Genomic DNA, 14,833 nt, shown 5'->3' with positions numbered 1-14,833 from the left:
TGCGCGGCCTTCGGCGCGCCGTCACGATGAGCGGAATCAGCAAACGTAACATGTCATTACCCTTCGATTTCGTTTGCACGGCTTCATTTCAACAAATGCGGCATCAAGGCGTCGAAAAAGATCCGGTTCGACGCATAAAGATACCGTCAACGTGCCGCGCTCTCGATCGATAGGGAGAACGCAATTTGATCAGCGCTTCTCGGAACGTCTCTCGGACGACATAAACATGCAATGTTTCGGCCGAGCAGAAAGCTATATCTTGTTTCTGTGGACGCTTGATCAAAGCGCCGGGAACAATGATGAAGATCGATGAAACCTCCCAACCTTGGCCCGTGACGCGGCTTGTCGTTAATGGAAAAACTGTCGACGTCACTGGGCCTGCGGACATGCCGCTTCTTTGGGCCCTGCGCGATGTGCTGGCGCTGACCGGCACAAAGTTCGGTTGCGGCATCGGCCAATGCGGGGCCTGCACCGTGCATCTGGACGGCAACCCGGTACGCTCCTGCTTACTCCCGATCTCCGCCGTGAGGGGAGAGATCACCACAATCGAGGCTGTCGGCGAGACCGTAGCAGGGAAGCGTATTCAAGCCGCGTGGCTCTCACTGGAAGTGGTGCAGTGCGGCTACTGCCAGTCAGGCCAGATCATGTCGGCCGCAGCGCTGATTGCCCGCAATCCGCATCCGAACGACCAGGATATCGATGCCGCGATGTCCGGCAATCTGTGCAGGTGCTGCACCTATTCGCGTATCCGCGCGGCGATCAAGGCGGCGTGATGCAAACGTACCGTGCAATCGGCGAAGACGCACTACCAGACAACGCGCGCCGACGTTTCCTGACCGCTGGTGCGCTCCTGGTTGGATTTGCGTTCGTGCGGCCGCTACGTGCGTTCGAGCGCGAGCCGGATCTTGCCACCGTCGGCGCGCTCGATGCGGCGGCAACGGGGTTCGACGGATTCGTGCCCGACGGTTTTATCCGCGTCGGTGTCGACGGCCGTATCGTGCTGGTGGTGCCCAGCGTTGAAATGGGGCAGGGCATTGCCACCGGCGAGGCGATGATGATTGCCGAAGAGCTGGAAGTGGGCCTGGACCAGGTCGAGGTGGCACTCGCGCCCGCGGACCAGCACGCCTATACGCAGAGCCTGCTGAAGGCCCAGGCCACCGGCGGATCCACCTCCGTGCGTGCGTTCTTCACACCGTTGAGGCAGGCCGGCGCAGCCGCTCGCACCATGCTGATCGGCGCGGCCGCCGAGCGCTGGCGAGTGCCGCCTGCCGAATGCGTCGTGGCGCGTGGCGTCATCACGCATCAGCGGACCGGTCGAACCCTGACCTATGGCGCGGTTGCCAGCGCCGCGCGGCACCAGCGGATGCCTCGCGAGGTACCGTTGAAGCCGGTGTCGCAGTTCAAACTCATCGGCAAGCCGGCGAAGCGCGTAGACACGGCGGCCAAGGTCAATGGCACCGCCCGCTTCGGCATCGACGCGATGGTTGAAGGAATGCGCGTTGCGGCGATCGCAATGTGTCCCACCATCGGCGGGCGGCTGCGCTCGCTCGACGAGCGCGCTTCGCGTGGCCTGCCCGGCGTGGTCGACATCCTTCGTATCGACGATGCCGTCGCGGTGGTCGGCGAGAACTACTGGACTGCTAAACGAGGACTCGACCTGCTGAAGATCGAATGGGACGAGGGTCCGCACACCACGCTCACGTCGGCAGCACTGGCCGAATCGCTGCGGTCCGCGCAGGGCACCCCGATCAACGGCAGCCTGAGCGGCGATCCTGATCGCGTGATCGAGGAAGCCGGCAAACAGCGCATCGAGGCGACCTATGATCTGCCGTACCTCGCCCATGCCGCGCTGGAACCCATCAACACCACGATCCATGTGCGCCGCGATGGCTGCGACATCTGGGTGGGTACCCAGGTGCCGGAGATCGCGCGCATCGTCACCGCGGAGATCATCGGGTTGCCGCCCGAGAAGGTCATCGTGCGCAATCATCTGATCGGCGGTGGGTTCGGCCGGCGGCTGGCCGTGGACACCATCCAGCAGGCCGCCCGCTTCGGTATGCAGGTCGGCTATCCGCTCAAGATCATCTGGACCCGCGAGCAGGATATCCAGCACGACCGGTTCCGGCCCGCCTATCACGACACCATAGCGGCCGCGCTCGGCAAGGACGGCTTGCCAATCGCGTGGACCCATCGGACCCGGTGCTCCACCGTGCGCAGCTACTACGATCGCAAGCCATTTCCGCAAGGCCAGCTCGACCACGATGCGGTGGCCGGCGCGGCGGACCTGCCCTATGCCATTCCCGCACTGCGTTCCGAGTGGGTACGACAAGACGGTCCGGTCGCCCTCAACTGGTGGCGCGGCGTCGGCGAAACGCATAACGTGTTCGTGGTGGAAAGTTTCCTGGACGAACTTGCGCATGCAGCCGGACAGGATCCCGTCGCCTATCGCAGGGCTCTCCTTGGCAAGAATCCGCGCTCGCTCGCCGTGCTGAACAGGGCGGCGCAAGCATCCGGATGGGGCAAGCCGCAGCCGCCACGGCACGCGCGCGGCATCTCGCTGCACGACAGCTTCGGCACACATGCCGCACTGGTGATGGAAGTGGAGGTCGATACACAAGGGGAGATTCAGCTGCGGCGCGCCACTGTCGCCGTCGATTGCGGCATCGCGGTGAACCCCGATTCCGTGATCGCGCAGATCGAAGGCGGCGTGCTGTTCGGCCTTTCGGCCGCGCTTTATAACGGCATCACCTTCGAGAACGGGCGGGTCCAGCAAAGCAACTTCCACGATTACCGGCAGATTCGCCTGAATGAAGTGCCACCGTTCGAAGTGTTGGTTATGCCAAGCGAAGAGAAGCCGGGCGGACTGGGCGAAGTCGGCACGGTGTCCGCGGCGCCTGCCTTGGCCAATGCCATCTTCGCGGCCACGGGCGTGCGGCTTCGGGCATTGCCGATCGACCGGCGCGCGCTTGGCGCGAAGGGCAAGCAGTCATGACGCGACGCAATCGTATTGGCTATGGTCTCGCGGCGCTCGCGTGCATTGTCCTGATTGGCGCGGTGCTGTTCTTTTTCTTACCGCATGGACTCGATCCGGTCTCGCCCAGCGCCGCCCAACCAACCGGCGGGCGATGCCCTTATCGCACGCGGCAAGTACCTGACCGTGGCGGCCGACTGCGCGGCCTGCCACACCACCGAGGGTGGCAAGCCTTTCGCGGGCGGCCTGGCGTTCACACTGCCATTCGGCACGATCTACTCACCGAACATCACCCCCGATCGCGAGAACGGAATCGGTGCATGGAGCGATGCCGAATTCGCGCGGGCGATGCACTCGGGCGTGGGGCGACACGGAGAGGATCTTTATCCCGCCTTTCCTTATACGTCTTATGCCTTGCTGTCCAACGACGATGTCCTCGCGATTCGCGCCTACCTGGCGACCCTCGCACCGGTTGCCACGCCGGCGCCCGCCAACTCGCTCGCCTTTCCGTTCAACCAGCGTCCCATTATGCGCGGATGGAAGCTGCTGTTTCTCGACAGCAAACCGTTTGCACCGGACCCAGCGCGCGGCGATGCATGGAACCGCGGAGCCTATCTCGTGAACGGACTGGCGCATTGCAGTGAATGCCACACACCGCGCAACCTCATGTTCGCCAGGAAACTGGACGAAGCGCTATCGGGCGGCGTGGTCGATGGCTGGAAGGCCTGGAACATCACGCCTGACAAAGAGACGGGGATCGGCCAGTGGACCGACGCCCAACTTGTGTCTTATCTTTCCACCGGCTATGCGGCCCGTCACGGCGCGGCCTCGGGAAGTATGCGCCAGGCCATCGACCTGAGCTTGAGCCTGCTTCCCGCATCGGACATCGAGGCTATCGTCACCTATCTGCGCACGGTAAAGCCGCGCCATGCGGATGCCGCCGCGGCCGTGATCCCGGTCAGCGCGGCCGTGAAGGCGTCGACTACGTGGTCGCCCGGCGGTGAAGCAAGCGACGGTACCGGCCGCCGCATCTTCGAGAGCACATGCGCGAGTTGCCATGGCTGGAACGGAAACGGCCGGCAGACCGCGCGTGCGGACCTGGCCGGTTCGCACGCCGTCAACGATCCGCAAGGGGCCAACCTGATCCGGGTGATCCTCGAGGGCACCAGCGCTGCGGACCATGCCGCAGCAACCGCCATGCCGTCGTTTGGCGCGGCCTACACCGACGCCGAAATTGCCGCGGTCGCCAACTATGCCATCGCCCATTTTGGCGGCAAGCAGGGGCAGGTCACGCCAAAGGACGTCGCGGATGCACGGCCGTGAGTCGGTCCATTAGCGTCATGCACTCTCGCATTCGCCCGGTGTCATACGAGAGTTGCTTCCCGCTTTAGCTCCGGTTCAACTCACCCTTTCGGCGTCGTCGTGCGTTCGTCACTCACAGTCGCCAGGCAATCGTGCTCGTAGCGGTTCCTTGCCATTGCAGCCGGTGAAATTTCACGTAAGTGGTTGATTTTAATGACTCTAGTTTTTCTTCGTGGCGGTAGCGGCTGAAATGACGAGGTTTTTTGACCGTAACATTCGCGCCGCGTGGCGGAATTCGGTCCGATAAGCGCCGTCGGAGCCAGAGTCACGACATCGAATTCGCGACATTTGCGCCGGCTGGGAGTTTGGACGAGGGCGTCGTTTGACGTCTGGCGAGAGATGCGAAGCTGGCGCCGCAGCGAATCCAGAGCGGAAATCGAGGCGGGTGCGTTGAGGGGGTGTTGCTGACGATTTGCGTCGACGAAGATATGTCGATCCTACGGTTGCCGACACGTGAGACACGCAAGCGAAAAAAATAGATCACTCAGCTAGGGCGTTGCGTTCAGATCTGGCCATTTCTGCTTCTGCGCTTTGTCATGACATTCATCTTCCGTTCCTATGAAGGGTCTATAGGTCCGACCGGGACCGACGGCGGCCCAGTCTCGTTCGATATAACGAACAAGAGTTCCCGAAGAGTTGATGAATTGAAATGCAATGGATCGCATCGAAGCTATCGTTGCAGTACGCAAGTGGTTGGCCTTATACGTAAGCGATGAGCCGAATCGGTCTGCGGCGCGAAATCTGATCGACTGCACATCCGTATTCAATGTATGCCTTGATAGGGGAGCCGATCTCGCGTTGGTGATAAGACTTGCATAATCGTCGGAACTCGGAAGCGGCTCAAGTCCTCGAAACCTTCGATATCTTTCCAATGCGGCGAGAAGGTCCTCAGGCACCGGCATCTTCAGTGGCGGCTGCCCGGGCCTCAGGTTCTGCCCAACATGCCACCACCAGCGGTTGCCCTCGCGGCGGAAACTGTTCATTGTTGATAGTATGAGTTCATTAGCTTTCGGCGCCAGGAAATAGATTAGTTTTAAAACAAACTGAGTGCGCTCATAGAAACAATGGTTCGCCTCCCGGCCATCTCGGAGCTCTTCCAATGCCAGCGCCATCGCTCGCCACGTATCGGAGTCGAGGAGCGGTGTGTCTGAACTCCCCTGAGGCAACCCGCGTTCCCTCCGTAGGATCCTCTTCGTTACGCGAAGACAATCGCCGATGGGATTCCCGATAATATAACCATTGACAACCCAGTAGTTGAACAGTCCTATGAGTGCCGAAGAATCCGTTGCCGGCCGCTTTCCCGATGAGTAGTTCCAGAACGGGCGCCACCGCTCGTCTGCTAGCTTGAATGTGCTTCCTGCGCCGCACCAGAAATCCCTCGGTTGAGGGGCCCGCAGGAATTGCGCGTATTCCTGAAAGTCGGTGTAAAGCAACGAGGATACGGGTTTGCGTGCCTCGATCCAGGACCAGAGAAACAGGCGCTCGATGGCTCGCCGCGAAGAGTCTTGCCATCCGTTGCAATGGTGCGTTATAGATTCGAGATACTCTTCGGCGGCCTGCCAATCGCATTTCGCCGACATTCGCAGGCCGCTAGCCGGCGCACGATTGACCCCCGTCTCGCCAGTGAGATTGTCAGGTGGCGACATTTCTTTGGGATGTCGTAGCGGGAGAAACCATTGGCCATCGGGTTTCGTTTCCATGAATGTCGCTCCCGTGATATTTGACTAAAACTACTCGTTTTTGAGACTTTTTGCTAGTATTGGGTGAAGTTTTCGATCGGATGGTCGATGTGAAACTCGTGCTCGCCGAACCCTACCCCCCGCTCGGGACCGTCCCCGCTAGCGAATGGCCAACTCTGCTAAGAAATAGGCATATCAGGGAACTGCTTTGTGTGGGGGCCTCCTGTGAAGAGATAGAGTTGTTGACTGGGCTGGATAGCCGACAGCAAGAGCGCATAGTCGAAGCTTTTGTGCCGCCCATCGAGTTATCTCACGTCCTGCAGAACTCGCGCTTCCATGACTCGCGGGACAGAAACGATACGGCGTTCGTAGAGCCGATTGGCGATTCACGCACCGCGCGCGGACTTCCCGCTGACCGATGGACCGGCGCTCGTTGGCAGCAAATGCCGCACGAATCGGTGTACTCGGTCTATGGAAGGTTTTGTCACGTGAACGTTCTAGGGTGGGCGCCGGACTGTCGAGTTGTGCGACTCGGGACTAGGTATCAAAAGAGCCCATTCGGACTCGTTCCGCTGATTGACGTATCGGAATTTGAACGAGAAACGGGAATGCTGCTAAGCGATATACAAACCTGCGCGGCGCGTGCGTTTCCTAATCTTGCCGGGCTTCTGTTCTCGGACAAGCCTCGCTTCTGCCAGCGCTGCTTACGAAGCGGCTATCACAGCATCTGGCATCAGTTTCAACTACTTGATCGATGTCCCATCCACGATGAAGAGCTGACAACACGCTGCTTAACTTGTTCCATGGAGCGTCGACGGGATATACGTCGATGCTACTTTGAGTTGTTCGGCAAACTCCTTTTTAGATGTGAGCATTGCGGTGGGCCGCCGTGCGGAGAGGAATTTCTCCTCGACCGGCATGTGAGATTCCGACATCAGGCGCCGATGATTGAGGCCGCTTTCGCTCCCTTGGATCAATGGCTACGTTGTGCCCAATCGAAGCTCTGGCCGGTGGAGCAGCTGGTGACCCAAAACGACATAGCCAGCTGGGGTTGGTGGACAAATCCTACCGAGTTTCTGTGGGGTGCTATTCACCGTCTTCATCCCCTGCCTGACTTGGTCGCTCACCGCGTGAAGGTCTCGGTGCAAGTAGCGAATTGGCACCAGGCTCGCTGCGCGTCTGCGGATACGAGGCTTGAGACCAAAGGGCGCGCAAATTCTTGCCAGAATGTAGCGGTTTACGCGAGCGTCTTCCGTCGGCTTGCACGCGCTGTGTACTGTGACAATCGCAGCTTCTCTTTGTCTGGAGACATATCTGCGCTGATCTCGAGGCAGGGCCTTGATTCAACGCAACGCGCACCGCAAGAAATAGCTTTAGCTCTGTTCCGGACCTATTTTGAATGGAATCCTCTTGTAAGCCGGGCAATCCCGGATCCTGCTGGTATTGCTCTAAAACCTTTGCCGCCCGGCAATTATGCGGGAAAGAGAATGTCTCATCTGGCTCAGCGGGCGGCGCTCACAGCCGCTTTTTGTGTTTTGGTCCAGATGGTTGCCCGGGCTGACGGTGCGAGGTTCAAAGCAAGCGAAATTGAAGCTGGCGGGCGTTGGATTGGCGGAAGTGTCCCGATGGCTTATCTACCGGCGCTCGATGGCATTGCAATGAGCGGTCGTGTCTCTGAGGGGATCGTTTTCTATATCGACCCAGGGGTTGATGTCTGGTCAAAAGGAGACGGCTGAAGGCAATTAACTATGGACCGGTCGACAACGTAGACGGCTAACGCTTAGCGCGCCAAATGTCGTAGCAAAATCCACGACGATGCATACGCTTATTACGCTAGCGCGTTTAACTATTTCGTTCGCTAAATTCGGGTTTTTCACTGTCACTAAGCAGGGCATGACTCCATCTTTTAAAGTTGCGGGAATCCGCAATCTTGTGAACTTCGAAAATCTTTTGGATGACCGTCGTGGATTCAAGCGTTTCCCACTGTTATTTGACTTTTTTGCCCGACAGCCTCAGCGGCCGAAATTACAAGTCACGTTGTCGCGTGCGAAGAGAAGCTTGCCTGGCTTGGGTTCTGGCTCGATGCAATGAGAACCAGGAGTCAAGAGTGACTTGAAGTAAGGCAAAGGACGGCCACGTCCGTGCGATGCACGACCGGATTGGGACAACCAGATAAATCTAGTACGACTACGCTATTTCAACTCTCTTTATTTTCGCCTCTTGATCGGAGGTTAATGGAGCGAACAAAACTATCTTATCGCTACCGATTATCTTGAGCACCTGCAGGAAAAACGCCATGCGATAACTGCCTCGAGTGATCTTGTTGGTCACCGAGCGTTCGGTTTCGTCAAGCCCACCTTCGCGCAACAGTTCTGCGAGCCTGCGATACGTAACTCCTTGCTTGCGTAGCTCCTTTTTCAGTACCTCCTTCGATTCGTATTCCCAGTCTATTTCCAACAAGCTTGGCCCTTGCGTCATAACCTCACCTTTGCGATTCGTTCCGCAATGCACGCAGAATTAAACAACTTCTCGTTATAGTTGCCGAGCAGCGCAAAAATTTTGCAAATTTTGCCCTCTATCATGGTAAGTCCTTCCTTTTCGCCCATTCGCCGAAAATCGAGTTGAAACCTCCCTGGTTGTGAACTACTCTCGATCTAGTCTTACTCACATACGGCTACTTAACTCTCCTCGAACTAAAAGTCTCATTTTTGAGACCTTTGCACTGCCCGTTGTAATTTTACGCCTTGGACTTGCGGGTTGCTAGGCGGGCGCGTTCACGTCCTTTTGGGGCCTCGCGCTACTTGCATTTCATCTGCAGCATCTGAGGGCCGGTCGCGGGGTGCGTGAATCTGCCGGACGGGCCATCTTGGGAAGGAGGCATCCAAAATGGGTGCGGTTGAGAATTTTCTGCACCTGCGGCCTGCGCGGCGGGTCAACAGTCACGCGGCGGCTACCTCGAAGGATCGCGGAATAAACACAGTCACCTTTATTGACTTCGAAAAGGTGCCTAAGCGCTTCGTCATCTACGGCCAGCTTCTGCTTGTCTCCCTCGTCCTCAAGGAATGGGATCCTGCGGTTGAGACATTCTGGATGGGGCAGGGAGATCGCGAGGTGACGGCCGATAATCCCGCGTACGATGCATCGGCGCCGGTTATCAGTAGGTATCGCGACGGCGCATGTGTGTGGGAGACGTGTATCCAGGAACAACCAAAATCGAGCGAGGCTCGAGCGGCAACCAAGTGCCGTGAACTTGACGCCGCGATGAGCGGCGCGAAGCATCGCATCTTTACGAGACTTGATGGCCTCGCTGCTGCCGTGCGTTTCGAAAACTGCCTTTTTCTCAATTCGCTCATACAGCGTGTTCCAATGGATCGCTTTACCTGTCGAATCGAGCGGCGGATTCTCGACGACGTTTTGAGTGACGAAGGATGTACCAGTCTCGATGACTTACTGGGCAAGCGGGGCATTGATGTCGCAAAAATGCTGGCGTCAGTTGGCCGGGCCATCCATACAGGACGTGTCACGGCCGATCTCAATCTGGAGCCAATCCATCTTCTTACACCGCTGACAACATCAGTTGGGGTAACCGCCTGACGTTGCCTGTCTGACAGACAGATCGATGAATGCCTGGCATCCGGCAGACAACGCGAGCCGCATATCGCGATGAACGCTATCAGTCAGTGGCACACGGCCTCGCATTGAAGGCCGGCAAATTTACACTGAATCGCGGCCACATACGACTTGAGTTTGCCTCGGCATTCGACGCCCGCCGACCAACGAGTCATCAGAAGCAAGGAGACCAATCATGTCAACAGGCAAGTGCGTTCCACTCAGGCTGAGAGACACAAGCCAATGGCCGTGCCCGGAAGACATTGCGGTTCCGATGGCAAAGCGAATGAGATTTCTTCAGCAGAAGGCCGCCGTCGAGATGTACTGCGCAAACGAGCCGTACTCAAAGATTGTCGCTGAGACGGGTGTTGGGGATCGCAGAGTTCGACACCTCATAAAGAACTGTCTCGATACCGATCCAAAAACGAGGGGTATTCGAGGATTCCATGCCTGCGTACCTGGCGCTCGTGCCAAGCCCTACACCCGGCGAACGCCGTTTACGGGATTCTCGAAAAAGCCGGACGAGAACGGCAACTACAAGAAAGGCAACCCGTGTGGGATGTTGCTCGTCTTTTTTGACCAGTTCCCTGAGATTGAGGAGGAGCTCATTCGCCTGTACCTCAAGCGCGGGAAAGGGCCGTTTGAGAAGCGCATCACATTTATGTCCCTCGCCGCCACTATGCGCGAAATGGCCCGCAAGCGGGGGTTGAAGGATACGCAATGGCCCTTATGCAGCACGGACGGAGGCTACGAAGTTATCAGGCGCTGGGCGCATGACCTACTCAACGAGTTTCCTGAGCAGTACATTCTCGCGCGCTTTGGCAGACAGGCCTACAAGAATCTGAGGAAGGGGACCGGTGAGCCAAGCCTTGTTGAGAACCTGCGCCCGCTCAGCGCCCGCGAAATAGATTTCCACAAGGTGGATTGCGCCTGCGTCATCGTGTTCACTGATCCGCATGGTGCCGAAATTTGCGTCCCGGTTGAAAGATTTCATCTCGGCGCGATGGTCAGCGAATACCCTGCTGTCGTCTTTGGCTATGCCATTGTCCTTGAGGCCACGCCGTCGGCCGATTCCGTCCTGGAGGTGGTTGAAAGTTGTCTGTATCCAAAGCTCCCGGGCTCAGCGCGTATGTCCCTCACGCCACGAGGAGACGTTGTAATCGGAGCCAAAATCGAGCAATTGTGGGCGAATGGCTTTAGTCTTCTCAGGATGGACAGCGGGTCAAGCAATATCGCGAATGACACCATCTCGAACATCATGGACGTAATCGGCTGTGCCATCCAGTTAGGGCCAATAGCCCAATGGTGGACGCGTGCTTTGGTGGAAAATTTCTTCGGCATCTTTACGCGTAAGACCGGTCAGCAGCTCCCCAGCTCATATGGCTCGAGCCCCTTGGATCCGATGAGAGATAAGCCAGTCGAAATGGCGCAGCGCATGCACATCAGGATTGATGACCTCGTTGAAACTTACGGGGACTTTATGGAGGAGTACAACACTCGCCAGCCGAGCAAAAAGACCGCCGGTCAGACTCCAGTCGATATGATTCGTGCGTTGCTAAAGGACAAGACTAGCGGCGTATTCTCACAACCATTGCCAGATGCAAATGGGGATAGCTGGACTCACATGGCTCATACCGTGGAGGCAAGTATCTGCGGCAGCAAGTGCGGCGGCAAGCTTAAAGCGTTAAAGCGCGGTACCAGGCCATTTATCAAAATAGATAACACAATTTATACGTCACCGACTCTTTCAAGGAGATTTGACCTCCTGGGCAAACGCGTAATCGTGTTCATGCACCGCAAAAATGCAAATATCGCGTGCGCTATCACTAAAGACGATCACGAGTATCTGGGTCGTCTCGTCCCGGATAAGGACGCCCGTCGGTTTCCACTACCTGTCTATTTGCGCAAGCGAGTCAACAGTTTTGTGCGTCGACAGCGGCATGCCCTTGCGCGGCCGGGGAATACGCGTATTTACGTCGAGGAACGTGTCAAGGCAATGCGATCGACCGAGAATCATGGAGGCGGGCGCGAAGGGCTGAGTCTGGCCCATCTCTACCAAAAAATTGAGCAGATGCCAGCGGATGACAGCATTCCCGCGACCGACGAGGTTGTCGTCCCGGCCGGGCAGCCTGCTAAGTCATTCATTGTCCGCCCTCCGGCGCCGGTTCAAATGCCCGAGACGCCAGCTATCGCCGTCCCGATTGGGCTCAAGCGCGACGTTCGCAATCGCGGACGAGGATTCTGAAGTGACAACGCATTGAGAATGGGGGCTTGATATGGGCACAGCGGCAGCCGAGAGTCGCCACAGCAGTTCAGACACAGACCGGGAGTCGACGCCTAGCTTTGAAAGACCTTCAAATCGGAATGCGTCAGACCTTCGCAGTGTTGCTTCGCCGGCAACGGCCGAAGTGCAACAGCCGGCCTGGCGTGGCGACTGGTCAGCCCATCCATTGTGTGAGAGCACCAAAGAACCATTAGCGACACCTGCGGTGGTTCGTATGTTTCCTCAGGCGATGAGGGCCCTGAGGACTGGCTTGTCAGGCCGGTATTTCGTCGGCGCACACAGGGACGGAATTACGCGCACGCTCTTTGCATTGCAGAGCATGGTTGAGCGGGCGATACCAGGAGTTGTGACGGCCTATCACAGTTTCAGCCGGGGCAAGCGCGCAGATCCGCTTCGGCACGCATATTTGAGTTTTCTGCAGTCAGGCAATTGCACGTTACTTACTGGCAAGACAGAAGATCTTCGGATTAGGGCGTCGCAGCGTTTCGTTTCAGCGGGACGAGTCAGCCCCAAACCTCTGATTATCCTCCTCGCAGATAACGTGCAGGACAGTGTCCCAGAAGATGTGCTAGCCGTTGACGACCTTCGCCACGAACTGGCGAGAAATGGCATTTCATTGACTGTACTAGCGGCTGGCCATAGTCTCGGCATGCGGACATGGATTGACAACATGAGTAGCGGTGGAATTGAAACCAGCGTGAGAAAGCAACTCGCGGGGATTGAGCTGCCGTTCACTCCAATCGCTTCCAGGGCCGATTTGAAAGCAATTCTCGCGCTCATCGATACAACAACAAGCGACGACACTGGTGAGACCTGGACATCTTTTTTCCTTCCTCAGCAAACTGCACGCGGATTTTTGTTGGCGAACGAGGTTGGCAACTTCGTTGGTTGCCTGGGTAGCCAGGAAAACGTGAACAGAATTTTTTCAACGGGGATTCCGCAGGGTGCCTTTTTTGATAGCGTCCGGCTTTATCTGGATAGCGCTGCCGAAAACGATGGCGGAATAATTAACGAGGAAATGAAGAGGGCGTTTTGGGCCACAGCGTTGCACGATTCTGGCTTCTTCGACTTGGTTGAGGACAAAGCCCTTGATGGTGTCAGAAATGGCTCCATGCCTGAGCCTTGCGAGGGTCAATTTACGACAACAGGTGAGGCATGAGATGGGCAGGATGGCAGAGTACAAAAGTAAATGGGTCGGGCTGGATTGTGGACCATTGCCCCACGAATCTACGCCGTCGTTGATAGGGCGGTTTTCCAGCCTCAATGGCATCGATCGGCGGGCGCTGCGCGAGCAGCTTGGCTTCTGGATGAATGCAAGCACCGACACTTTTGCGCGAGGCTTCGGTTTTCGGGAGGATTTAATTACGCACGAGACGGGTTGGCAGCTCCCAGGGGATGAGAAAACTGTGCTCACGTCAAGGCCCGTACTTGTACCCTGGTTGTTTGCTTCACGGGTGCGTTTTTGCCCGACTTGTCTTGAGAGCGGTTTTCATTCTTTCTGGTTTCAGCTGGAATCCGTGCAAACCTGCCCATTGCATACGACTCCGATTGCGGACAAATGCCAGTGCTGTGGTCAGCTTGCTGGCGGCTATTCGGACCTGCCAGGAAAGGCGTCGGCGTTTTACGCATGCGAGGCCTGCGGTCGACCGCTCGGGGGCCGCGCGTTTTCATGGAGCGCGCATGACATCCTGCGCAGCCGGGCCAAGCAAATCGACGAGGCGTTCGGTTCGTTACGAGCATGGTGGTGCGACTCCAATAGCGGACTGGATATCGTTGAGCAACTTGTTGTTCAGAACACTTTGGTGACGTGGTATGTCTGGTGCGATGCCAGGGATTTCCTCCGGCGCGCAACAACTGAGCTTGCACCGATGCCTCAGCAGTTTGCCGACGCCCACGCACAAGGCCAGATTACGTTGTTGCAGTGGAATATCAGGCTTACGAGCTCGCGGTGGAGGGATACGGACAGTTCACGAGGGCGGTTGCCCTATTCGTCGGTTGGCCAAGCTTTGTACGCTAGCATGCTTTCGCGTTTGTGCGCCTGGGCATTCCCCGATGGCGCTGGCGCCCGATGTGCAGGCGACATGCTTGCACTTCGGGAAAAGGGATTTATAGATGGCACAAACCGAGAAGCCAACCAGCTTGCGTTAGCATGGTTTAGACTGCTTTTTGAAGATGCGAGCAGTACGCCTTTCGAGTGGATCAACACGAGACGCGCAACCTGGTCGGGAAGACTTCGCGCGCGCCACATCGGCGCACACGTTCAACGATTGCCGGCGCGGGCAATCCTGCTCGGCGTGTTTGCTGTAATGCTCGAAATTACCAAGCGTCAGCAAGCGTCCGGTGAAGCGTTCCATCTGGATGGTCTGCGGCCAACTATTCCCTCGCTAGTGCCCCTGGTCTATCAGCCAGGGTATCCGTCGCCCGCCGGTGACGAGCGTTCCCAAGGGCTCGTCATGTTTCCTTCCATCCATAACCTCAATCTGGACACCGTGTGGCCGTCGATGCGTCACTTGAAGTGAACCTGCGATTTTCATCGCCCCCGCATGAGGAAGTCAGTTGGACGAACCCGGGGGACGGACGTTTGAGCGGTGTAGCTCCTTCGAAGGAACAAATTTCTTTGAGTCAATGCCGGGGAGCTTGCGTCGATGATTCCCATTGTGAACGTCCGCGTTCGAAGTGAGGGCGACATAAACCCGCTTCTCGCTCGTGTTCGTCTCAGCGTGTGAGACGCCATACCGGATGATGTGCGGGGTGCGAAAAACCTGCTGCGGCAAAAGGGTTGCCCACCGCGCCAAGAACCATCCTCCTTTGCAAACCAGGAGCGCCCTGAAACTGACCGGGCATGGGGCGTATGTTCTCGCGTATCCTTCGCCGATCTCTCCCCAGCTTGGCAAGGAGAGACTCCCGCCTATCGAGCCGCGTCGTGGC

General features: G+C 57.5%; 11 protein-coding genes. 9 read left to right on the top strand and 2 right to left on the bottom strand.

Going from position 1 to position 14,833, the window contains the following annotated elements; all coding sequences use genetic code 11:
- Nucleotides 1–296: 296 nt before the first annotated feature.
- The 3 genes from P0D84_RS30275 to P0D84_RS30265 all read left to right on the top strand — a co-directional run bounded on the left by P0D84_RS30275 (nt 297) and on the right by P0D84_RS30265 (nt 4,294).
- A complete protein-coding gene (locus P0D84_RS30275) occupies nt 297–773 on the top strand; it encodes a (2Fe-2S)-binding protein (protein WP_408342722.1) in 477 nt (158 codons plus the stop codon).
- On the top strand, nt 773–2,992 hold the full coding sequence (locus tag P0D84_RS30270) for a xanthine dehydrogenase family protein molybdopterin-binding subunit (RefSeq protein ID WP_408342720.1): 2,220 nt from the start codon (nt 773–775) through the stop codon (nt 2,990–2,992). Before P0D84_RS30275 ends, P0D84_RS30270 begins: the two co-directional genes overlap by 1 nt.
- Before the next feature lie 84 nt (nt 2,993–3,076).
- On the top strand, nt 3,077–4,294 hold the full coding sequence (locus P0D84_RS30265; RefSeq protein ID WP_408342718.1) for a cytochrome c: 1,218 nt from the start codon (nt 3,077–3,079) through the stop codon (nt 4,292–4,294).
- A 527-nt stretch (nt 4,295–4,821) separates the two neighbouring features.
- Here P0D84_RS30265 and P0D84_RS30260 read toward each other — a convergent pair.
- Nucleotides 4,822–6,033, bottom strand: coding sequence for a site-specific integrase (locus P0D84_RS30260; RefSeq protein ID WP_408342716.1), 1,212 nt, complete (start codon nt 6,031–6,033; stop codon nt 4,822–4,824).
- A gap of 1,001 nt (nt 6,034–7,034) precedes the next feature.
- On the opposite strand from P0D84_RS30260, the gene P0D84_RS30255 reads away from it, so the two are divergent.
- Nucleotides 7,035–7,748, top strand: coding sequence for a hypothetical protein (locus P0D84_RS30255; RefSeq protein ID WP_408342714.1), 714 nt, complete (start codon nt 7,035–7,037; stop codon nt 7,746–7,748).
- Nucleotides 7,749–7,827: 79 nt separating this feature from the next.
- A complete protein-coding gene (locus P0D84_RS30250) occupies nt 7,828–8,103 on the top strand; it encodes a hypothetical protein (protein ID WP_408342712.1) in 276 nt (91 codons plus the stop codon).
- Nucleotides 8,104–8,199: 96 nt separating this feature from the next.
- Here the strand turns inward: P0D84_RS30250 and P0D84_RS30245 are convergent, their stop codons facing one another.
- A complete protein-coding gene (locus P0D84_RS30245; protein WP_408342710.1) occupies nt 8,200–8,490 on the bottom strand; it encodes a DUF6471 domain-containing protein in 291 nt (96 codons plus the stop codon).
- Between the two features lie 408 nt (nt 8,491–8,898).
- Here P0D84_RS30245 and P0D84_RS30240 point away from each other — a divergent pair, with 408 nt between their 5' ends.
- From P0D84_RS30240 to P0D84_RS30225, 4 genes are all read left to right on the top strand, one after another.
- Nucleotides 8,899–9,606 carry a hypothetical protein gene (locus P0D84_RS30240; protein ID WP_408342708.1) on the top strand — a complete coding sequence of 236 codons (708 nt, stop codon included), beginning with the start codon at nt 8,899–8,901 and terminating at the stop codon, nt 9,604–9,606.
- Between the two features lie 211 nt (nt 9,607–9,817).
- The gene (locus P0D84_RS30235; protein WP_408342706.1) at nt 9,818–11,866 is read left to right on the top strand and encodes a hypothetical protein; all 2,049 of its coding nucleotides are present in this window, start codon (nt 9,818–9,820) and stop codon (nt 11,864–11,866) included.
- Nucleotides 11,867–12,029: 163 nt separating this feature from the next.
- Nucleotides 12,030–13,064, top strand: coding sequence for a hypothetical protein (locus P0D84_RS30230; protein WP_408342704.1), 1,035 nt, complete (start codon nt 12,030–12,032; stop codon nt 13,062–13,064).
- Between the two features lie 10 nt (nt 13,065–13,074).
- Complete coding sequence (locus P0D84_RS30225) at nt 13,075–14,424, top strand: TniQ family protein (protein ID WP_408342702.1); 1,350 nt, start codon at nt 13,075–13,077, stop codon at nt 14,422–14,424.
- The last annotated feature ends 409 nt before the right edge of the window (nt 14,425–14,833 follow it).

Origin of the sequence: Paraburkholderia sp. RL17-337-BIB-A (assembly GCF_046025895.1) — a bacterium.
Taxonomy (GTDB): domain Bacteria; phylum Pseudomonadota; class Gammaproteobacteria; order Burkholderiales; family Burkholderiaceae; genus Paraburkholderia; species Paraburkholderia fungorum_C.
Note: the sequence above shows the minus strand (reverse complement) of the source record. Positions and strands in the feature narration are given on the sequence as shown.